This window comes from Mesorhizobium sp. B2-7-2, assembly GCF_006440775.1.
GTDB lineage: Bacteria > Pseudomonadota > Alphaproteobacteria > Rhizobiales > Rhizobiaceae > Mesorhizobium.
In genome coordinates, this window is record NZ_VFTZ01000001.1 from 179572 (window position 1) to 198408 (window position 18837).

Annotated in this window: 20 protein-coding genes; 7 read left to right on the forward strand and 13 right to left on the reverse strand. The window is 60.5% G+C overall.

From position 1 onward, the window contains the following. Nucleotides 1-4: 4 nt before the first annotated feature. From FJ425_RS00940 to trbB, 3 genes are read right to left on the reverse strand one after another with little or no spacing between them, the layout of a single operon-like run. On the reverse strand, nt 5-286 hold the full coding sequence (locus FJ425_RS00940; RefSeq protein WP_140721038.1) for a VirB3 family type IV secretion system protein: 282 nt from the start codon (nt 284-286) through the stop codon (nt 5-7). Continuing rightward, entirely contained in the window at nt 286-618 is a 333-nt protein-coding gene (locus tag FJ425_RS00945) for a TrbC/VirB2 family protein (protein WP_140721040.1), read from the reverse strand. Before FJ425_RS00945 ends, FJ425_RS00940 begins: the two co-directional genes overlap by 1 nt. Further along, the gene (gene trbB / locus FJ425_RS00950) at nt 615-1598 is read right to left on the reverse strand and encodes a P-type conjugative transfer ATPase TrbB (protein WP_140721042.1); all 984 of its coding nucleotides are present in this window, start codon (nt 1596-1598) and stop codon (nt 615-617) included. The genes FJ425_RS00945 and trbB overlap by 4 nt, the downstream gene beginning before the upstream one ends. A 420-nt stretch (nt 1599-2018) precedes the next feature. On the opposite strand from trbB, the gene FJ425_RS00955 reads away from it, so the two are divergent. The 3 genes from FJ425_RS00955 to FJ425_RS00965 are packed head-to-tail and all read left to right on the forward strand — an operon-like array spanning nt 2019 to nt 4103. Continuing rightward, entirely contained in the window at nt 2019-2678 is a 660-nt protein-coding gene (locus tag FJ425_RS00955; protein WP_140721044.1) for an amino acid ABC transporter permease, read from the forward strand. Beyond that, entirely contained in the window at nt 2668-3327 is a 660-nt protein-coding gene (gene ehuD, locus FJ425_RS00960; RefSeq protein ID WP_140721047.1) for an ectoine/hydroxyectoine ABC transporter permease subunit EhuD, read from the forward strand. The genes FJ425_RS00955 and ehuD overlap by 11 nt, the downstream gene beginning before the upstream one ends. Beyond that, nucleotides 3327-4103: an amino acid ABC transporter ATP-binding protein gene (locus FJ425_RS00965; RefSeq protein ID WP_140721050.1), complete on the forward strand. Its 777-nt coding sequence runs from the start codon at nt 3327-3329 to the stop codon at nt 4101-4103. Before ehuD ends, FJ425_RS00965 begins: the two co-directional genes overlap by 1 nt. A gap of 86 nt (nt 4104-4189) precedes the next feature. Here FJ425_RS00965 and FJ425_RS00970 read toward each other — a convergent pair whose 3' ends face one another. The 4 genes from FJ425_RS00970 to FJ425_RS00985 form a co-directional block, all read right to left on the reverse strand. Beyond that, nucleotides 4190-4888 carry a response regulator transcription factor gene (locus FJ425_RS00970; RefSeq protein WP_140721052.1) on the reverse strand — a complete coding sequence of 233 codons (699 nt, stop codon included), beginning with the start codon at nt 4886-4888 and terminating at the stop codon, nt 4190-4192. A 107-nt stretch (nt 4889-4995) separates the two neighbouring features. After that, nucleotides 4996-5610, reverse strand: coding sequence for an acyl-homoserine-lactone synthase (locus FJ425_RS00975; protein WP_140721055.1), 615 nt, complete (start codon nt 5608-5610; stop codon nt 4996-4998). A 67-nt stretch (nt 5611-5677) separates the two neighbouring features. After that, nucleotides 5678-6406 (reverse strand): LuxR family transcriptional regulator, encoded by a 729-nt coding sequence (locus FJ425_RS00980; protein WP_140721058.1) that lies wholly within the window; start codon nt 6404-6406, stop codon nt 5678-5680. A gap of 167 nt (nt 6407-6573) precedes the next feature. Further along, complete coding sequence (locus FJ425_RS00985) at nt 6574-6840, reverse strand: helix-turn-helix transcriptional regulator (protein ID WP_140721061.1); 267 nt, start codon at nt 6838-6840, stop codon at nt 6574-6576. A gap of 127 nt (nt 6841-6967) precedes the next feature. Between FJ425_RS00985 and FJ425_RS00990 the strand changes: the two genes are divergently transcribed. Next, nucleotides 6968-8296: a threonine synthase gene (locus tag FJ425_RS00990; protein ID WP_246677839.1), complete on the forward strand. Its 1329-nt coding sequence runs from the start codon at nt 6968-6970 to the stop codon at nt 8294-8296. Here FJ425_RS00990 and FJ425_RS00995 read toward each other — a convergent pair. The 3 genes from FJ425_RS00995 to FJ425_RS01005 all read right to left on the reverse strand — a co-directional run bounded on the left by FJ425_RS00995 (nt 8291) and on the right by FJ425_RS01005 (nt 12803). Then, nucleotides 8291-9364, reverse strand: a complete 1074-nt coding sequence (locus tag FJ425_RS00995) for a PLP-dependent cysteine synthase family protein (protein ID WP_140721064.1) — start codon at nt 9362-9364, stop codon at nt 8291-8293. The genes FJ425_RS00990 and FJ425_RS00995 overlap by 6 nt on opposite strands. Next, complete coding sequence (locus FJ425_RS01000; RefSeq protein ID WP_246677840.1) at nt 9358-10293, reverse strand: kinase; 936 nt, start codon at nt 10291-10293, stop codon at nt 9358-9360. Before FJ425_RS01000 ends, FJ425_RS00995 begins: the two co-directional genes overlap by 7 nt. Before the next feature lie 128 nt (nt 10294-10421). Then, a complete protein-coding gene (locus tag FJ425_RS01005; protein ID WP_140721067.1) occupies nt 10422-12803 on the reverse strand; it encodes a transketolase in 2382 nt (793 codons plus the stop codon). Nucleotides 12804-12929: 126 nt separating this feature from the next. Here FJ425_RS01005 and FJ425_RS01010 point away from each other — a divergent pair, with 126 nt between their 5' ends. Next, the gene (locus FJ425_RS01010) at nt 12930-13397 is read left to right on the forward strand and encodes an Lrp/AsnC family transcriptional regulator (protein ID WP_140721070.1); all 468 of its coding nucleotides are present in this window, start codon (nt 12930-12932) and stop codon (nt 13395-13397) included. A gap of 636 nt (nt 13398-14033) precedes the next feature. Here the strand turns inward: FJ425_RS01010 and FJ425_RS01015 are convergent. The 3 genes from FJ425_RS01015 to FJ425_RS01025 all read right to left on the reverse strand — a co-directional run bounded on the left by FJ425_RS01015 (nt 14034) and on the right by FJ425_RS01025 (nt 15363). After that, nucleotides 14034-14273 carry a hypothetical protein gene (locus tag FJ425_RS01015; protein ID WP_140721073.1) on the reverse strand — a complete coding sequence of 80 codons (240 nt, stop codon included), beginning with the start codon at nt 14271-14273 and terminating at the stop codon, nt 14034-14036. Nucleotides 14274-14288: 15 nt separating this feature from the next. Beyond that, nucleotides 14289-14861, reverse strand: a complete 573-nt coding sequence (locus FJ425_RS01020; protein WP_246677858.1) for a Crp/Fnr family transcriptional regulator — start codon at nt 14859-14861, stop codon at nt 14289-14291. Nucleotides 14862-15123: 262 nt separating this feature from the next. Continuing rightward, on the reverse strand, nt 15124-15363 hold the full coding sequence (locus FJ425_RS01025) for a hypothetical protein (RefSeq protein WP_140721078.1): 240 nt from the start codon (nt 15361-15363) through the stop codon (nt 15124-15126). 1261 nt (nt 15364-16624) lie between these two features. On the opposite strand from FJ425_RS01025, the gene FJ425_RS31440 reads away from it, so the two are divergent. Beyond that, nucleotides 16625-16846, forward strand: a complete 222-nt coding sequence (locus FJ425_RS31440; RefSeq protein WP_181175736.1) for an RNA-binding protein — start codon at nt 16625-16627, stop codon at nt 16844-16846. A 594-nt stretch (nt 16847-17440) separates the two neighbouring features. Continuing rightward, nucleotides 17441-18700 carry a diguanylate cyclase gene (locus tag FJ425_RS01040; RefSeq protein WP_181175738.1) on the forward strand — a complete coding sequence of 420 codons (1260 nt, stop codon included), beginning with the start codon at nt 17441-17443 and terminating at the stop codon, nt 18698-18700. Nucleotides 18701-18837 lie beyond the last annotated feature (137 nt).

Below are 18837 nucleotides of genomic sequence, written 5' to 3' on the forward strand. Positions count from 1 at the left end.
GCCCTCAAACCGACAGATGCCCGGGCAGCCGCAGGTGCCGGCGTGCGACTTCGAAAAAAAGCGGATCGCGCCTGGCAGCCCATACCGCCGTAAAATGTCCGATTGCCCATATGAGAAGACCGACCAGCCAGAGCCGCAGCCCAAGACCGACAGCGCCCGCCAGCGTGCCATTCAGGATCGCGATTGCACGCGGCGCGCCCCCGAGCAGGATCTGCTCGGTCAACGCCCGGTGCACGGGCACCGTCCACCCCGGCACTGCGTCGAGCTGTTCAAAAGCGGTTGTCATCAGATCAACGCTCCGCCGCCAAACGAGAAGAACGAAAGGAAAAAGCTTGACGCCGCGAAGGCGATCGAAAGGCCGAAAACGATCTGGATCAGCCGCCTGAAGCCACCCGAACTGTCGCCGAAGGCCAGCGTCAGGCCGGTGACGATGATGATGATGACGGCGATGATCTTGGATACCGGTCCTTCGACCGACTGCAGGATCTTCTCGAGCGGCTGTTCCCACGGCATCGAGGAGCCTGACGCAAGGGCGACCGGCGCGACTATGAGATTGAAGGCAATGGCGGCGCCGACCGCGGCCAGGCTGGCTTGGCAGCGCGAAAGCAGGCGGATCATGAAATGTCTCCTGTGTTGATCGGTGAGGCTTCAGCGATGCGATAGTCGCCATCGGGGCCCAGACCTTCGACCCTGACCAGTTCGACAAGCCGTCGCGCGGCGCCGCGTCCGGCGAGCACGGCGACAAGGCCGATGGTGTCGGCGATCAGCGCACGCGGGACAGTGACGACGGCCTCCTGGATCAGTTGTTCAAGTCGGCGCAGAGCGCCAATACCGGAGCCCGCATGGAGGGTGCCGATGCCACCGGGATGCCCAGTGCCCCATGCCTTCAAGAGGTCCAGCGCTTCGGCGCCGCGCACCTCGCCGATCGGAATGCGATCGGGCCGCAGGCGCAGCGAGGAACGAACCAGGTCCGAAAGCGTGGCGACGCCATCCTTGGTGCGCATCGCGACGAGATTGGGGGCCGCGCACTGCAGTTCGCGGGTGTCCTCGATGATGACGACCCGGTCCGTCCCTTTCGCCACTTCGGCGAGCAGCGCGTTGGTCAGGGTGGTCTTGCCCGTCGACGTGCCGCCGGCAACGAGGATGTTTGCCCGGCCAGCAACCGCGGCGCGCAACATAGCGGCGTGGCCACAAGTCATGATGCCCGCCGCGACATAGTCATCGAGCGTGAACACGGCGACCGCGGGTTTGCGGATCGCGAAGGCCGGCGCGGCGACCACGGGCGGCAGCAGGCCCTCGAAACGCTCACCGGTTTGCGGCAACTCGGCCGAGACGCGCGGGGAACGGGAATGGACCTCGGCGCCGACATGATGGGCGACCAGGCGCACAATCCGCTCGCCAGCGGCAGGCGCGAGCGTTTGCCCCGTGTCGGCCAGGCCCTCCGTGAGCCGATCGACCCAGATGCGGCCATCCGGATTCAGCATGACCTCGACGATGGCGGGATCGTCCAGGAACCGGCCGATGGCGGGCCCGAGCGCGGTGCGCAGCATACGCGAGCTGCGCGAACGTGCTTCGGTATCGATATGCAAGATAGCCATGCTGTCCCCGTTTGGCCCGGGAACTCATCGAGCAGTTCCCGGTCGGGATGAGCAAAAGAGGCCTGGAGCAGCCCGATTCAACAGCTTTCGACCGCCGTCGTAGCGCAGCGAGCAAAAACCGGCGAACGGCGGCGCCGAGCTCAGGAAGCTTTAAGGCCAGCCTATTGCGGCGTTCCGACATCGGCAGAATGCGAACTATCGCAATGGTACGTACATGTTTATTGACACAAGACTCCCACCGGGTTTATGAAATGGCCTGGCAGTGGCGGCGATCGTCCTTTCCACGGCGCGGAGGATTGTCATGCGGTTCGGTCCCGAGGGCTCGGTTTCGCGGCGCCAATCAGGCGTTTCAAAACATGCTCGAAACGCCCCGACGCTCGCTTCGCCGCTCCCCTTGCCGGCAAAGGGCGGCGAAGCCTTATGAGCATGCTCGACATCTGGCTTGGGATCCTGCAAGGGCTGCGCATAACGGCGGCGGTCACCGCCTATGGCTTGGTCTTCGCGGTGCCCTTCGCGCTTGTTTTCGGCGTCGCGCAGTTTGTGACCACCGGCTTGACGCGTTTTCTGGTCACGGCAGTGATCGAATTCTGGCGCAGTTCGGCGGTCGTCGTCCTGCTCTTCGTCTTCTACTACGTTCTGCCGGTCATGGGGATCACTCTGTCGGCGATGACCGTCAGTGCGTTGGTGCTCGGCCTCAATAGCGGCGGCTACGCCAGCCAAGCGGTGCGGGCCGGGCTCCAATCTCTTCCTGCCGGCCAACGCGAGGCTGGAATGGCGCTCGGCCTCTCGCGCCCGGCGATCCTGCTTCTGATCGAGCTTCCCCAAGCGTTGGTCGCCATGAGTCCCACATTCGTCAACAACCTTATTCAGCTCGTCAAGGCGACTTCCCTCGTCTCCTTGGTCACGTTGACGGACATGACCTTCCGCGCCAAGGAAATCTCGCAGACCGAATACGACCCGGTCGCGATATATTCGGCGTTGCTGCTAGCCTTCTTCGTCGTCTGTTATCCGATCGCGCTCGCCGGCCGCTGGCTCGAGGCGCGGGTCAATCCCGAAAGAGGAGCGCCTCGTGGGATTTAACCTCGATTTCGCGCTCTCGACCATCCCGATCATAATCGGTGCGATCGGGACTACCCTGCTCGCAACGGTCTTGAGTTGCCTCGGTGCGTCGGCGCTTGGCTTCACTTTCGAAATGATCCGCCGCGGGGGTGGTGCGCCGGGCCTCGCCGTGCGCTTCCTGATCGACTTCATCCGCTCGACGCCGGTCTTGGCCTGGCTTTATTTCCTGTATTTCGTCCTGCCCTTCTACGGGATCCGGCTTGGCGCCATGACGGTGGGCATATTGGGGCTAAGCCTGTACTACAGCGGTTATCTGGCGGAGGTGTTCAAGGCGGGCATCGACGCTATTCCGAGGGGCCAGCAGGAAGCAGCCAGAGCCTTGTCGCTCACCCGCCGCGACACCGTCATCTTCGTCATCGCACCGCAAATGCTGCGCAACATCGCCGCGCCCCTGGGCAACTACCTGGTTTCGATCCTTAAGGCGACGCCTTATCTCGCGATCCTGGCCGTGCCCGAAATGCTCGGGCGCGCCTTCGATATCGCTTCCGAGACCTATCGCTACGCGGAGCCGCTGACGATCGCCGGCGTTCTGTTTCTCGCCCTGGCGCTGATCGTTTCTTATGGAGTGAAGCGCATCGAGAAGCTCCTGCTTGCAAGCGGGCGCCGCTGATGCTCGACCGGCGCGCGCTTCCGACTTCGACACTTCAGCCCTTCCCGCTCGTGCGGATCGACGGTCTCAACAAGTGGTTCGGTGCCCTGCACGTTTTGCAAAACATAGATCTGACCTTACGGCCAGGTGCGCGCGTCGTCGTCTGCGGACCCTCCGGGTCCGGCAAGTCGACATTGATACGCTGCATCAACGGTCTTGAGCGTTTCCAAAAGGGGACGATAGAGTTTGAAGGCAGAAGTCTGGGAAAAAGCGATCGCGATGCCGCGATGGCGCGCCGCCTGACAGGCATGGTGTTCCAAAGCTTCAATCTCTTCCCTCACCTCACCGTGCTTGCCAACTGCACGCTGGCGCTGCGCCGGGTCCTCTTGAAATCTGCGCACGAGGCCGAAGAGATCGCCATGCGGCATCTGACGGCGGTGCACATCCCCGAAAAGGCGCAGGCCTATCCGGCCCAGCTGTCGGGCGGTCAACAACAGCGAGCGGCGATCGCGCGCGCTCTGTGCCTCGATCCCCGCATCATGCTGTTCGATGAACCCACCTCGGCTCTCGACCCGGAAATGATCAAGGAAGTGCTCGACGTCATGATTGCGCTCGCGAAAACCGGTGTGACCATGGTCTGCGTGACGCATGAAATGGGTTTTGCCCGCGAAGTCGCGGATGAGATCGTGTTCATGGACCAAGGCAGCATCGTCGAGCACGCATCTTCCAGCGATTTTTTCTCTAGAGCCGCACACCCGCGCGCCAGGCTGTTCCTGGACACCATCCTGAGCCATTGAGAGCTGATACCTGTGAACGTCGCGCACGCAACGGCGGCGCGATCGGCAACATGACGATCGGACCGGTGCCGAAATCGCCGCGCGAACTACCAGTCCGGCGCGAATGCATAACCAGCAGAGCGGACGGTCCGGATCACATCATTGCCCACAGATGCCCGAAGCCTTTTTCGCAACCTGGCAATATGAACGTCAACACCGCGCACATCGGTTGCGGTAGCGTGTTCAGGCCATGCGGTCGCGACCAGTTCCTCCCGGCTGAACACCTTGCCAGGTTGCGCCAGAAGGCTGCGCAAGAGCTTGAATTCGATCGGCGGCATAACGATTTCTTTTTGCTTGAAGAATGTCCGGTGGGTCTGTCGCTCCAACCGGAAATCGCCCTGCACCAGATCGCCTGTCTTGGTTTCGCGCGAACGCTTCGCGACACCTGCTTTGCCATGCAGCCAACTCAGAAGCTGCTCGGGCGCGAACGGTCGCGAAAATATCTCGTCGACGCCCGCCTTGATAAGGTCCAGGTGCAGTTTGCCGGAACGAGGCGCGACCAAACCTGCAAGGGGCGTTGCTCTTGTCGCCTCGGACGACTTCAGCGACAGGCATTGCTTGGCGATTGCGCGGTCGCCCGGATGACAGTCCAGGATAACGGCAAGCGGCGTTTCGGCCTTAATGGTCCGTGCAATCTCCTTGTCCGCCGTGATCAGGCGGGTTTCGAATCCGGCTACGGAAAGGATGTGCCCGAAAACCAGAAAGAAATCCGGGTCCTTCGAAGAGATCAGGACCAGCGGCGTCATGAGTCCATCAACCAAATGCGGTGCATCATAGGGCTGACTACCGCGCAAATGGGCGCGATGACAATATCCCCAGGCGGGCGAACCTTCAGCTGCCGGTGACAATCAGCCTAGATTTTATCCGCAAGTATGACGCCGCTGATGCCATAAGCGCGGCGCGTCTGCTCAATAGCCTCAGGCGTGACATCGATCAGCAGCGCGATGATGTCGCCATCCGGATGCTCGAGAGCGTTGCCGAGTTCGAAAAGCGTCCAGCCAAGCGCACGCAGGCGTTTCGGCCAGAATGTTTCGCACACCACGCTGATCTGTCGAATCCCCAGACTTTGCGCCGTCTCAAGAAGACCGCACAGGACAAAGCCGGCGATCGGCGACGACGCTCCGTGCGTGCGAAGCGATGGGACGACAAAAAAACGCGTCCATTCGAAAATTTCAGCCGCTCTCGGAGGCGTGCCGCCGGCGAGAACGGGGAAGACCTCGCTCATCAGATGCGGCTCCAGCGTCGGTACAAGACGGGAGCCGCCGACGATCTTGCCGTTGGTGTCGAGCGCCAGAACATAAAGCGCATGCTCGTTGTCGAAGGCGTCGATCTCGATGTTGATGGGGCGGGCGACGGCGCGCCATCGTCTATGCTTGACGTAAATGTCGTACCGGATGCGAAAATAGCGCTCCAGCACTTTTCTATACTGTTTCCTGTTTTCCCAGGTGACCAGATGAATACGGACCATGTCGCCTCCAAAAATGGAGGTCGTAGGAAAACATGCTTCGTGCCCGTATGGTGGTATTCAGGTATTGCTAAATCTGGATTTCCTGTCGTCGCAGAGCTTTGACGATGGCATGCGAGACATTGGCTGCATCGAGCTTGCCTCGAATGTTGCGCTGATGGCTTTCAACCGTGTTCCTTGTGACGCACAGGATGCAGGCGATGTCTTCGTTCGATTTGCCTTCGGCGCTCCACTCCAGGAGTTCGCGCTCGCGCGGCGTCAAGGGCGCGGCCTCAACGCCCTGGGCGGATTCTTCCAGCCCTGACAGGCGTCGAAACGTGTGCACGCAAAGCGTCTCGATGAATGGCACGACGCTCGGCGCTATTTCAATCCGATCGCCCGCTGCCGAGACGACGCCGGGGCCTGCCAGCGGCACGTGGACGGGAACACAGAGACCTTGGCCCATTCCGAAGTCCGCCGCTTCATCCATCACCAGCTTTGCGCGCGCAAAAAGCTTTGCCGGCGGAAGCTCGTGCCACAGGAATGGCTTCGGCGAATGCCGGCACTGCGCGACGCAGGGATCATGCGAAAAATAATCCTCTGCCATGTAGCGAAGGTACCATTCGGCCGGCCAACCATCGACCAGGATCTCTCGCCTCCAGTCGGTGTCGTGCGGCACGGGTAGCCCGGTGATCAGAAAATAACGCAGGCCGTAACGCTCAATGGCAGAGCGGAACTCTTGGAGGACGTCATCCACCGAGCACGCGGCATCGATCCTTGAGATCGCTGCAAACAACCCAACAAGACTATCGATCTCCATCGGCAGACCTCGACAGGAGTCAGGCCCCATCCCTGCGAAGAACTTACGGTCACAAATGCGATATATTCAATGGGACTTGCGCCGAATGTACACTTCAGGAGTCAATTGGCCGGCGCAAAGATAAAGGACCTGAAAGCCGGATCAATGTTAGGTGAACAGGCCGCGCTTCATTCCGCTGACTTTGGCGTCGTCTGCTTTGTCCCGCGGACTGCTCGCCGATTCGACGGAACGGCCGTGATCAACTCTTGCGGCTCGACATCCAAGGCCTTCGCCAGGATCTCGACTGTATCCAGCGTGGCGTTGCGCCGACCGGCCTCGACGCTGCTGATATAGGCTCGCGTGCGGCCCGAAACGAAGGACAACTGCTCCTGAGAAAGTTTTCTTTCTCTCCGAAGCCGCTGCACGTTCAGACCAAAAACGCCGCGAAGTTTCATCAAACAACGGATGCTACGACGCGCACTATGGTGCGACACACTATAGTGCACATTCCGCATTGACAGCGGTGCTGTTGGCTGTTTGAAACAACCAGCGAATTCATCGTTTCCTGACACAGGAATAGCCATGCCGAGCCGGCCGTTTCGCGACCTCGCGCACAACAGTTCCGTGCATTCCTCAGGCGAGATTAGCCGACCCGGAACGGAAGAAAGCCGGGTTCTGGAATTCGTCTGCATCCGATGCGATGCCGCCTACCCCGCCGATATCACCATCGACTCCAAGGGGTGCGTGCGATGTCAGGGGACGGCACCCGCAAATCTGCGGCCGGTTTATGCGGATGCTCCCCCTCATCCCCTGGACGGCGCCACCGCCTCGCGCTCGCTATGGCGTTTTGCGCATATGCTGCCTTGCACAGCCGCGGATGCAGTAAGCCTTGGCGAGGGTTTGACACCGTTGCTTGCGGCGCCTCGCATCGGCGCGCTTCTCGGCGTGCCCAACCTCGCAATCAAGGACGAAGGCCGGAACCCGACCTGGTCGCATAAGGACCGCTTCTCGACCGTCGCGGTCAGCGTGGCGCGCGCACGTGGCGCGAAGACCGTCGCGACCGCGTCTTCTGGCAACGCCGGCGCCTCGCTGGCGGCCTACGCTTCCAGAGCCGGGCTGAAGTGCGTTGTCACGACTTTCGCCGGGTCGGCCGGCGCGATGCTGGCGCAGATCCGAAAATATGGCGCGACGGTGCTGCCCTTGGTCAACAAAATGGACCGGTGGTCGCTGCTGGAACAGGCGGCTGCCCGCTATGACTGGTTCATCGCTTCGCCCTATCACGGTCCGGTCGTCGGCAGCCATCCACTCGGCATCGAGGGCTACAAGACGATCGCCTACGAGATCGTCGAGCAATCGGATGGTAAGGCGCCGGACTGGTGCGTCCTGCCGGTCTGCTATGGCGATGCGTTGTCCGGCGTGTGGGCGGGTTTTTGCGAGTTGTACACGCAAGGGACCATCACGCAGCTGCCCCGTCTCGTCGCTGCGGAGGTGCATGGGTCGTTGGCGGACGCGCTTGCCAGCGGCGCCGATGCCTTGAGTGAACGCAAGATGCTCTTCGACAGCCTTGCCGTATCGATCGGCACGCCGCGCAGCACCTTTCAGGCTCTGAAGGCTCTGCGCGAATCGGGCGGGCACGCCGTCCCCGTCGACAATCATGGCCTGATCGCGATGCAGGAACGCCTTGCGCGCGACGAAGGAATCTTTGCCGAACTGGCATCGGTTACGCCGCTGATCGCCATATCGACGTTGAAGGACCAAGGGGTCATCGCAGCCACCGACCGCGTCGTGGCCGTTGTGACCGCCAGCGACCTCGATCGATCGACTGGATCGAACGAACACGATCGAATCTTCCAGACGACGCAAGACGCCTGGCGCTGGCTCGACAAAAGCGGGCTGGATCTCGCCTCATAGATTCTCCACCGCACCAATAGCCGACGGCACCGCACTTGCTGCCTGGCTTTTGAGCACATCGTCGAGACTGCGCCGCAGCCAAAGAAAGCGCGTCCATTGCGTCTCTGCCGCCGGTGCGATTGTCGTCAGCATCCTCGGCTCAGACGGTTCCTTGCAGGGCCAGCCAGGCAGGGTTGCAAGCCAGTCGTCATTGTAGACAGTCTCGGCATGGCGATGGCCTTCGTCAGGCATGATGACCGCGACCTGTGCGTCCGGAAGGGTCGTTGCAACCCACCGCGCCACCAACGCAGCGGCGCCGCTGGTTGGCCCCATGAAGATGCCGTGCTCGCGCAACAAACGGTGCACGCTCAGATACGCCGGATAGGCGCCGACCCAATGGATCTCGTCGACAAGCTCATGCCTGACGTTTTTCGGCAGAACGCTGTTGCCCAGGCCCCGCAGCATACGTTTGCCGACGGGCTGCCCGAACAGAATGCTGCAATGGGTATCGACGGCAAACACCGTCAGATGGGGAAAGACCGTTCGCAGAAAGGACGCGGTGCCGCATAGCGAGCCGCCCGTCCCGACGCAGCCGACCAGACAATCAACCTTTCCCATTGTCCGGATGAAAAGTTCAGCCAGCCGCGCATAGGCGAGCCAGTTTCCCGGACTGTCGTATTGCTGGGTCCAGAAGCCATCCGGCTCCTTGCCCAGGATTTCCTGCAGGCGCTCAAGCCGGCCAGGCTGATTGCCGTCACCGCGGGGATCGTCAAGTGCGATGACCGTGGCGCCGATGCGCTCCAGCCGGGCTTTGTATTTGGCGTCGATAAGGGTCGAAGCGGTGACGAGGGTAAGGCGATAGTCACGCGCCGCCGCGAGCAGCGCCACTGCCATGCCGAACGTGCCTGACGTCGTCTCGACAATGTGGGAGCCTGCCTTCAATTCGCCATTCGACTCTGCCCGATCCAGAATGTAGCGGGCCGGCATCAGCTTCATCAACGGAAAAGCCGCCGCCACCAGATTTGGCGCCAAGCGAGCAAGGCGTGGGGTCTCGAGATCCCTGAAATAGTCAACTGCCACGGTCACCATGTCCAGCCCTCCGCATTGACCAGATGGACCTCGACGTCCTGGAAGCCGGCGCGTCTTATCTGTTGTGCGGCCAAAGCTGCCCGTCGCTTCAGATTCGATGCGAAAAGATCGAAAATCAGACCAGACAACGAGCCGCTATGGGCGACTTGCACCCCGCACGCCCCGGCTCGCCTGGCGATTTCGGCGATCTCGTCGAAGCCCTGTTTCGGCAAGTGCCGTTGACTGATCAAGGCGCTGGCCGAGGCGGCGCGTCCGAGAAGATTTGGGTCCTGACGGTAAACCGCGCGCGCCACCAGCGCCCGAAGCACGCCGAATTCCTGGATTTCGGCACTGTCGTAGCGCGCTGGCGGCAGCTGCAATGTGTCGACCGGGACGCCGCCATTCGCCTTGAACCCGACCAGTAGCAGCGGCGGCAGCGAGCCGCCGAAATTCTCGATCACCGTGCCCTCGCGTTGCGCGAACAGGACCGCATGCTCATCGAATGCGATCGCGTCGCTGGCGCGCTCGGCGGCAACGGCGAGACGCCCGATGCTCGAGGGCCGCAACTGGACCTTGAGGGCTGCGGCCACAGCGCGAATGGAAGCGACGACGTCCGCGGTCGATGAGCCGTAGCCGTGCCCCACGGGAATCGAGCTTTGAAGTGTCAGCACGCCACCACCGGTCACATTCAAGAAATCGAGCGTGAGCCGCGCGGCTGCCGACGCCTTGATCTTATGATCGGGGTGGACAATGACCGCATCGCCGTCGGTTCTGGCAAAGGTCGCCTCGGACCTCAGACCGGCGATCGGCAGCGTGACGAGCCCGCGATGAAGGCGCCCGCCATCATCCTTGAAGACGCCTTGGATGAGCTCGCCGTGATGCGCGATCGCCGCTCCCGTCCCGATCGAAGACCGCAGCGTTTCACGGCTCATAAGATCGCCGCCAGCCATTTCCATTCCCCCCACGGTTTTCTCGCAGCGGAGGAAAATGGCGCCGACGGCTGACACCCGCTCTCAAGGAATTCCGGTATTGACGGCTTCCTATCGAACGAGCCGGCCGGGAGGCGCGTGATCGATTGTCAGGCGGCGGAGCCGAGGTGCCTCAGCGGCCGGCCAACCGAAACCGCCTGCGCTGCAGCCATGATCCCTTGCGCATCGATCCCGTAATGCCGGTAGAGATCAGCGATCGTACCAGTCTGGCCGAAATGCTCGACGCCCAAAGCGCGCGTGCGGTGGCCATGGACCGACCCCAGCCAGGCGAGCGTCGCGGGGTGCCCGTCCAACACCGTCACGATGGCGCAGGACGCCGGAAGACCGGCAAAAAGGCGCTCGACATGACTTGAAGCACGCGGATGGCCGTACTGGCGCGCCCGGGCCGCGGCTGACCAGCCGGCGTTCAGCCGATCGGCCGAGGTCACGGCCAGAAGCCCGACATCGCGCCGGTTGCCGGCCATCAATCCCAGCGCCTGTACCGCTTCCGGCCCGACTGCGCCGGAATAAGCTATCACCAGGTCGGCGTTTGGCCCGGGCGCGCGCAGCCAGTAGGCGCCATCGACGATGTCGCGCGCCAGCTTACTTTGCATCGGGCGTGTCGGCTGCTCGATCGAGCGCGTAGAGAGCCTCAAGTAGACCGAACCTCCGGTCTGATCGCGCAGCCAGGTATGGTCGTCAGGCTCGGCTTCGCCGGTACGCTGCATGTAGTCGAATGCCCAACACAGAATGATTGCCAGTTCATCGACATAGGCAGGCTCGAACGTCGCCAGACCGTCCTGCGCCATGCCGATCAGCGGCGTGGCGATCGACTGATGCGCTCCGCCTTCGGGAGCCAGCGTCACGCCGGAGGGCGTCGCCGCTAGGATAAAGCGGGCGTCCTGATAACAGGCATAGTTGAGCGCATCGAGACCGCGCTCGATGAAGGGATCGTAGAGCGTGCCGACGGGAAGCAGGCGCTCGCCGTGAAGCGAGTGCGATAGCCCGAGCGCCGAAAGCATCGTGAAAAGGTTCATCTCCGAAATGCCCAGTTCGATATGCTGTCCCGACGGCGCAAACGTCCAGTTGAAGGTGGAGGGAATGCGCTCCTGGCGGAAAATGTCCGCCTGGTCGCCGCGCGCGAACAGACCCCGCTTGTTTACCCAGGCGCCGAGATTGGTCGAGACGGTGACGTCGGGGGATGTCGTGACGACACGGCTTGCAAACTCGCTGTCCGATTTTGCGATCTCGTGCATCAAAAGCCCGAAACCTTGTTGTGTCGACATGGCCGGCTGAGCGCCGAAGCCGATGCGCGCTGGCACCGGAACAGCTGGGGCTTTGTGACGACGCGGGGCTGGCTGCGCAAAAGGCGACGACGCGAGGAAGGATCGTATCGCAGCCTCGTCATAGGCAAGGCCCTCGAACATGTCCCATTCGCGGCCCTCGCGGACTCCCATGCGTTGCCGCAGCACGTCGACCTGCGCCGGTGTCATCAGTCCGGCGTGGTTGTCTTTGTGGCCGGCGAGCGGCAGGCCAAAGCCCTTGATCGTATAGGCGATGAAGCAGGTCGGACGATCATGTCCGCGCGCTTCCTCGAAGGCATCGATGATGCTCGCCAGATCGTGGCCGCCGAGATTTGCCATCAGGGCCGCAAGCTCATCGTCGCTGCGCTTCTCGATCAGACGGCTGACCGGTCCTTGATCGCCCAGATCGTCCAGCAGGCGCCTGCGCCAGGCAGCGCCGCCCTGGAAGGTCAGCGCGGAATAGAGCTGATTGGGGCATGCATCGATCCAGGTCCGCAGCTTTTCGCCGCCCTCTTCCTCGAAGGCGGCCTGTTGCAACGTCCCATGTTTCAGGATCACCACATCCCAGCCGAAGTTGCGAAAGATGGATTCGAAACGCTGCCACAGGCCTTCGCGCACTACCGCGTCGAGGCTCTGCCTGTTGTAATCGACGACCCACCACGTGTTGCGCAGGCCGTGCTTCCAGCCCTCGAGAAGCGCCTCGAAGATATTGCCTTCATCCATTTCGGCGTCGCCGAGCAGGGCGATCATCCGGCCTTCCGGCTGGTCAGTCTTCCAGCCTTTTGCCCTGACATAATCCTGGACCAGGGAGGAGAACAGGGTCTGTGCCACGCCCAGTCCAACCGACCCGGTCGAGAAATCGACATCGTCAATGTCCTTGGTTCGGGACGGATAGGATTGCGCGCCGCGATAGCCACGAAAATTCCGCAGCTGCTCAAGCGTCTGCTTGCCGAACAGATATTGGATGGCATGGAAAACCGGGCTGGCATGCGGCTTGACGGCGACGCGGTCCTGCGGCCTCAGGATCTGGAAATAGAGCGCCGTCATCAAAGTCGCGGCGGACGCCGATGACGCCTGGTGGCCGCCGACCTTGAGGCCGTCCGCCGACGCCCGAAGATGATTTGCGTGATGGATCATCCAGACGGCCAGCCAGAGAACCTTGCGCTCAAGCTCGGAAAGGATCGTCATCGTCGGCTCCTGTGAAATCGCGGCTCAACGATACCTGCGTCGATCTTCCGAATGTGACTATTCTTGCGCAAACCGATCGATGATATTGGCTGATCCAGCCAATTACGGCGCCCGAACGAGGCAAGCATGCCAAATCCAGCGCTCGACGCAATCGACCTGAAGATCATCGCCGCGCTGCAGAAGAACGCCAAGGCGACTTCGAACGACCTCGCCGAAGCCGTCGGTCTGTCGCCCTCGCCTTGCGCGCGGCGCGTCAGGCTCCTGGAGAGCGCCGGCGTCATCAAGGGCTACACCGTGGTCGTCGACCAGAAGAAGCTCGGCCTGCCGATCAGCGCTTTCGCGTCGATCAAGCTTGAACGGCAACGCGAGGACGATCTCGACCGTTTCTCGCAAGCCGTGCTGCGCTGGCCGGAGGTCGTCGACTGCTATCTGATGACCGGCCAGCGCGATTACCTGATGCGCATCGTGGTGCGCGACCTCGAGGCCTATGAGCGGTTCATCAAGGACAAGCTGACGCGGCTGGACAACATCGCTTCGATCGAAAGCAGCTTTGCCCTGGGCCAGGTCAAGCGCTCGGAAGTGCTGCCCATTTGAACGAGCAAGTATTCTGCGACGGCCCTGACGGCGGCAACTGAAGCGAGGCTGGGCACCCGTCACCTACCCGATAGTATTTCACCCACAGATGCATTCCCCTCGTGCCACACGCGAGAGCTGCGGCAATCCCTATTTCGGCCTTGCCGACACATGTCAAACAAATTTGCCAAGTGCCGACAGGTACTCCGTTATCCGACGTTCAGCTACGCTGGGCACCATCAAGATTCCGGCTGCCGTGGCTGTAAGGGACGTCGGCCAAGCAAGCTTTATTTCGCTGCTCGATAAGAACGGGAAAGCGCTTCTTCACTTGGACGTAGGCTTCCAATCGACTCACGTTTCCGAAACTCTTCCGATCTGATTCATCGGAGAAGCCGGTGCAAGTGTTGTCCCACTGGGACTGGGATCATGTCCACGCCGCTTTGTTCTCCGCCACCGCGGGTTGTACAGGAACGCAAAGCAATCCAAGCGCTTTCCAAATTGACAAGCGGTCGAATTGCTTTGCTTGCGGTGATGCCGACTGTCAATTTCTGGCGTCGCGATATGCTCATTACGGGCGACATAGGCGGTCAGCGATCATGAAGCGTGGTCTGCGTCCAAGCGGCAAAGACCGCCGCCAGTCACGGAAATCCCTAACCTTCATTGAGCGCTCGGTTGCGCATGCAGAGATAGGCTCAACTTTGCCAGCTTTTCTCCATGCTCGTTGCGGATTTCGATGAACAACTCCTGGCCATTGAGGTCCTTAAGGAATTCTCTCGTCAGGTCTACCAGACCTTCTATGGCCTGATGACGCGCGCTCCCGATCCCATCGCATCCGATGCCTACCTCATCCTTGAGGACAACGTCGCGATCACCGCTATCAAAGAAGTATCTCGCCATCGCACCAGCTCGCCATCAGAATGTTGTTGCGGTCCTTTGATGCAAGTAGGTGGCGTCAAAATCTCCGGCTCGGACGAGCCCGGCCCAATCAACAGCATGGAATCGGGTGCCCTCGGTAAATATGAGCCCGTTGCGTCGCAGCTCCTGAAGCACTCGGTTCACGTGGACAGTCGACAGGCCCAACGCGTCGGCAAGGGCTGCCTGCGTGACCGGGAGATTGGCTACATGATCTTTGATAATCCCCATCGAGTGAAGGCGGACGATCAGTTCGCACAATATGTGAGCCATACGGGTATAGGCGTCGCGCCTTCCAACGTTGGTAACCCATTCTCGGTATATCGCTGCGTCGATCAGCGTCGAGCGCCAAAATATAGCGGCTATGGAGGCATGTCGGTCGCAGATGGCTCGCATAGCATCATGCCGCATGAAGCCCAGACTGGCGCGCGCGAGCGATGAAAAGGTGCAGTCCAGAACCGAGAGATGCATACCGTGCAGATCGGGAATATCTCCCGGAACAAAGAAGGACGTGATCTGCCGTTTGCCGTCGCCGGTAAGCTTGGTGGATCCCACCAAGCCCTCCAAGACCACAAATGAATGAGTAGGTCGATCGCCCTCGCGTACAATATCCTCGTTTGCATGATAGTCCCTCTTTGAAAGCGGAATGCCTTCTAAAATAGCTATATCTGACTGGGTCAGATCGGAGATGTTCTGAAGCTTACGGATCAAAACGTTCGGGGAAAGGACATGTGCCAAGTTGGATGACCGGGTTGAGTTGCGTACCGAACTTGGATCAGGCGCTAATGTTCCATTTGGCGGGCGGCTTTGCTGCCAAGCGCGAGCTTGGAATGTCTTACGAGCGCAGTCCCGGCGGCCTCGGCTTGTTGGTGATGGCTTTGGCCTCTCGGACGAGCGAAGACCAATTCGTGCCGAGTAGAGAGACCAACTCTCGCGCTTGTGCCTCGGTAATGCTGGTTTCTTCCAGAAGCCCATGCACGAGGTCGCGGCCCGAGGTAATCGGCATAAGCGTGGTTCCAAAGAGCCATGATCGCAACGACAGGTAACGACGTCGTTCGATATTCGTTCCGCTCATCCGTTGGTTTCTAAGCGGCGTTCGCGCTTGCACCGCCCCCTGGCGGCTGCCAATCCATGTAGGCGGGTGCCGGAGCGCACAGACGCGATCCTTCACGTCCTGATCTTCTTTGATTGTGCGGGTGGGATCGAGCTGTTGCGTTGGCGTGACTGGCGGGCATTCGTGATCTGACGATGAACGGACGGAGGGAAATTCAGTAAATCCCTAGGACAATGACGAGTATGATTCCGATCGCCGCTAAGGTCATGACCGCGACCATGGCGGCCTCAAACGGACCGACGCTATTTCTCACGAAATTCATGGTGCCTCCCCGCATGCCACTATGCCTTTGCTGAACCTCCAAGCTAGGCCGTGACCTGTTCCCGCCGAATAACACATGTTATCGGGGCATGAAGAAACTGTTCTAAGCTTGCGCACCACTGAAATTGCTGAAGTCGAGTCTTGGCGAGAGCTGCGCCGCCTCCCTGCTCAAGGGAGTTTTCGTGAGCTCTAGAAGGCATCATCGTCTCGTCACCGATAGTTTGTGCACCCGGAACCTTTGCATCGCGGTTTGCGTGCATGGACAGAATTGATCCTGCTCCAACGGCCTCTCGCCCGGAACAGGAGTCTTGGCGGCATTAGATCGGAAAAAAATGAATGAGACTATCATAGGTAATCGCGTGCCGCACCTGACGTCGCGTAAACGCCGGATCAACGGGCTTTTCGGGAGCGGACGTCATGCTGTATCCAGGTCGGTTTTTGGAGGCGAGCGAAATCGAGATGCTAGCTCGGGTTCTTCGGGCGATCTGCGCTGAGCGCGGCATTTTATCCGCTTCGGAACAAGGGGAACGCTTAGCGTCCCATTTGCTCAAGCTTTTTATGAACGGCTTGACTGGGGAGCACGAGTTGCTTGACGCCGAGAGGAACCTGGCTCGACGGCATGGCCAGTCGCTCCAGCGGCTTTCTGGCGGTCACGTGTGGACGAGGGAGGCCGCGTGAATTCGACGTGGATCATTCAACTCGCTGAAGATATGAAATTTTGGCGCAACGCTGCAATCAGGCCCAATACGCCACGAGATCGATGCCGCAATCGCTAGAGCGGTTGAGCGCAATAAAAGCATGCTCTCGGGTCCAGATTTGGAGCGGTTCCGATAGGCGGCAGAAGGGCCAAATATCGCCACTCGTTCGGATTGCGCGGCATGCGATTACTAGCGCCCAAGTTTGGCACGGAGCGCAATAATCTAGAGTTCAGTTTGCTCGGGTCCGGGGGGACAGAAGCGCAGTGGCCTTCAAGAAATACAGCGGCGTATACGCGCCTTGCGATCTCGACATCCTTCAGAGGGTATTCGACCAACTGTGCAGAGAGCGACGTCTGGCCCTCAAAGACGAGGAGCAGAGGGAATGCCTTGCGTGCGAAGTTATCGCAGCCTTCGATAAGGGAATCACTGACGAGACGGAATTGTGGAAATTGCTTTCAAAGCTCCGAATTGCCAAGAAGGCCTAGTCTAGGCACCTGCCAATATTTGGCCGCCTAGGTATGGCCATTAGCGTCCGAGCGGTAGCTTCCGACGCCAGTTCTTCCTCGTCTCTAATGCCTGCCTGATAGCTTGCTATAACGCGAGACGCGAGCGCTTCACGTCGCTGAAGCGATTGACCATCGGTTTCAATCTTCGAGCACGCGTGCCAACAAGGCGATCTCGGCCGAACTGAACACGCCAGCTTGGTTAGCTCCTTGAGGAATCGGTATGCAGAGCTCCCTGAGCGGAATACATGAGAAACTAATCTCATTTGATGTTTTGACGCAAAGCAAAAAACCCCGGCGGAAACCTAAGGCGCGGCTACGCGCCATCTCAGAACACGAACGACCGAGGGACTCTCGAACGCGAGACACCAAAATCCAAGAGTTGATCTCGCGCAGAGCACGGTGCGCCGGTCAGGCTTCCAGCCGGATGCCCACGTCCTTGGCTGCAGCCCAGGTTCTTGGAACACACCACGCCTGGAAATGAAATCTTCAGGATAGTTTGACACGCTTGGGCTGTACGGAACTCCGGGTGGGGTCCGAATGGGTGGTCAGGAGAAAGCGTAAGGCCTCTCGACTGTGTCAGATCTTACGCACATCGATGTGCAGGATGATCCTGCCTTAATTGCTGAAGTCGACCGGCTTCTGGCGCGCCGAACGCGCGACATCCGCCTCAAAGGTGAGGTCAGGCGTCTGTTTCGGGCACGGGTCTGGTCGCAAACGGCGAAGATCATCCGTGCCTGGATGATCTGGGTGGCCGTGCTGGATGTGCTAACGCTGGCGCTCAACATGCTGGTGCTCCCAACCGCAACCGCGCAATCTATGCTCCTGCCTGGAGCCATTATACCGCCTGCCGTCATCGCAGTGGTGCTCATATGGCGGAAGCCGCGCCCTTCCTGGCTCGAAGGGGGGTCGCTGATTACAGGTATGTTCCTGATTTTGCTGTCCGTGGCCTTGGTCGGCGTAGCCGCTGGCGGCGAGTTCTATGAACGGCAATTGAACGTCATGCTGTTCGTAGCCATTACAGCTATCATCATCTTTGGCATCCCGCTCGTCTGGACAGTCGCGATTGCGGCGCTGGCGCTCGGACTGTATCTCGTGTTTCAGGTGCAGAATCCGGCCATTGAGCATGGCAGCGCGATCGATGGAACGCTGTTCTTCGCCAGCGGTCTGTTCGCGACGGTTGCAGCCCGTCGCATCATGACAATTCTCGCTCAAAAGACTTTCCTGTTTGAGTTGCGCGACCGCCGCAGGGCCGCCGAATTGGCCAAGGCGAACGATCGGCTGGAACTGCTGGCGAAGACCGATCCGCTCACGGGCATCGCCAACCGGCGCTGGATGACGGAAACGCTCGACCATCTGTGGGGAACCGAGCAACGCTGCCTCGACGGGGCCGCGATGCTGATGTGCGACATTGATCACTTCAAGAAGCTGAACGATCACCTCGGCCATGCCGAGGGCGATCGCTGTCTGGTGGAGGTCGCCAACATTATCCAGGAAAACGTCAGGCGCGATCGAGATCATGTTGCCCGCTACGGTGGGGAAGAGTTCCTCGTGCTGCTGCCCGGGGTGACAGAGGAAGAGGCTGTCTCAGTGGCTGAACGGGTTCGTAAGAGCGTTGAGGCCGCCGCTTTGCCCAACCCAGGATCGCGCGTCTCGCGCAGCGTCACTCTCAGCATTGGAGTTGCAGTTCAGACCGCTGACGAAGCCATTTCACCGGAGCAGCTACAGGGTAAAGCGGACGCCGCACTCTATTTGGCCAAGCAAACCGGCCGAAACCGAGTGCTGCTCCACACACCCGACCCAGCGGGACGTAAACATATTCGCTCGACACGGTGATGCTCTCGATCGGGTCCGCGGTGGGCCGTTCCGGAATATGTTGGCATTTCAATCTAAGTGAGTTGAATGTGCGTATTCATCATGGCTAAGCCAAGCGCCGCTCGGTGACCTGCAACGCGCGGCTCGCAGCATTGGCG

What these genes read in the sequence shown, in the direction of transcription:
- FJ425_RS00940 (WP_140721038.1), bottom strand. Translation starts at nt 286, where the DNA reads ATGACAACCGCTTTTGAACAGCTCGACGCAGTGCCGGGGTGGACGGTG.
- FJ425_RS00945 (WP_140721040.1), bottom strand. Translation starts at nt 618, where the DNA reads ATGATCCGCCTGCTTTCGCGCTGCCAAGCCAGCCTGGCCGCGGTCGGC.
- trbB (WP_140721042.1), bottom strand. Translation starts at nt 1,598, where the DNA reads ATGGCTATCTTGCATATCGATACCGAAGCACGTTCGCGCAGCTCGCGT.
- FJ425_RS00955 (WP_140721044.1), top strand. Translation starts at nt 2,019, where the DNA reads ATGAGCATGCTCGACATCTGGCTTGGGATCCTGCAAGGGCTGCGCATA.
- FJ425_RS00965 (WP_140721050.1), top strand. Translation starts at nt 3,327, where the DNA reads ATGCTCGACCGGCGCGCGCTTCCGACTTCGACACTTCAGCCCTTCCCG.
- FJ425_RS00970 (WP_140721052.1), bottom strand. Translation starts at nt 4,888, where the DNA reads ATGACGCCGCTGGTCCTGATCTCTTCGAAGGACCCGGATTTCTTTCTG.
- FJ425_RS00975 (WP_140721055.1), bottom strand. Translation starts at nt 5,610, where the DNA reads ATGGTCCGTATTCATCTGGTCACCTGGGAAAACAGGAAACAGTATAGA.
- FJ425_RS00980 (WP_140721058.1), bottom strand. Translation starts at nt 6,406, where the DNA reads ATGGAGATCGATAGTCTTGTTGGGTTGTTTGCAGCGATCTCAAGGATC.
- FJ425_RS00985 (WP_140721061.1), bottom strand. Translation starts at nt 6,840, where the DNA reads ATGAAACTTCGCGGCGTTTTTGGTCTGAACGTGCAGCGGCTTCGGAGA.
- FJ425_RS00990 (WP_246677839.1), top strand. Translation starts at nt 6,968, where the DNA reads ATGCCGAGCCGGCCGTTTCGCGACCTCGCGCACAACAGTTCCGTGCAT.
- FJ425_RS00995 (WP_140721064.1), bottom strand. Translation starts at nt 9,364, where the DNA reads ATGGTGACCGTGGCAGTTGACTATTTCAGGGATCTCGAGACCCCACGC.
- FJ425_RS01000 (WP_246677840.1), bottom strand. Translation starts at nt 10,293, where the DNA reads ATGGCTGGCGGCGATCTTATGAGCCGTGAAACGCTGCGGTCTTCGATC.
- FJ425_RS01005 (WP_140721067.1), bottom strand. Translation starts at nt 12,803, where the DNA reads ATGACGATCCTTTCCGAGCTTGAGCGCAAGGTTCTCTGGCTGGCCGTC.
- FJ425_RS01010 (WP_140721070.1), top strand. Translation starts at nt 12,930, where the DNA reads ATGCCAAATCCAGCGCTCGACGCAATCGACCTGAAGATCATCGCCGCG.
- FJ425_RS01015 (WP_140721073.1), bottom strand. Translation starts at nt 14,273, where the DNA reads ATGGCGAGATACTTCTTTGATAGCGGTGATCGCGACGTTGTCCTCAAG.
- FJ425_RS01025 (WP_140721078.1), bottom strand. Translation starts at nt 15,363, where the DNA reads ATGAGCGGAACGAATATCGAACGACGTCGTTACCTGTCGTTGCGATCA.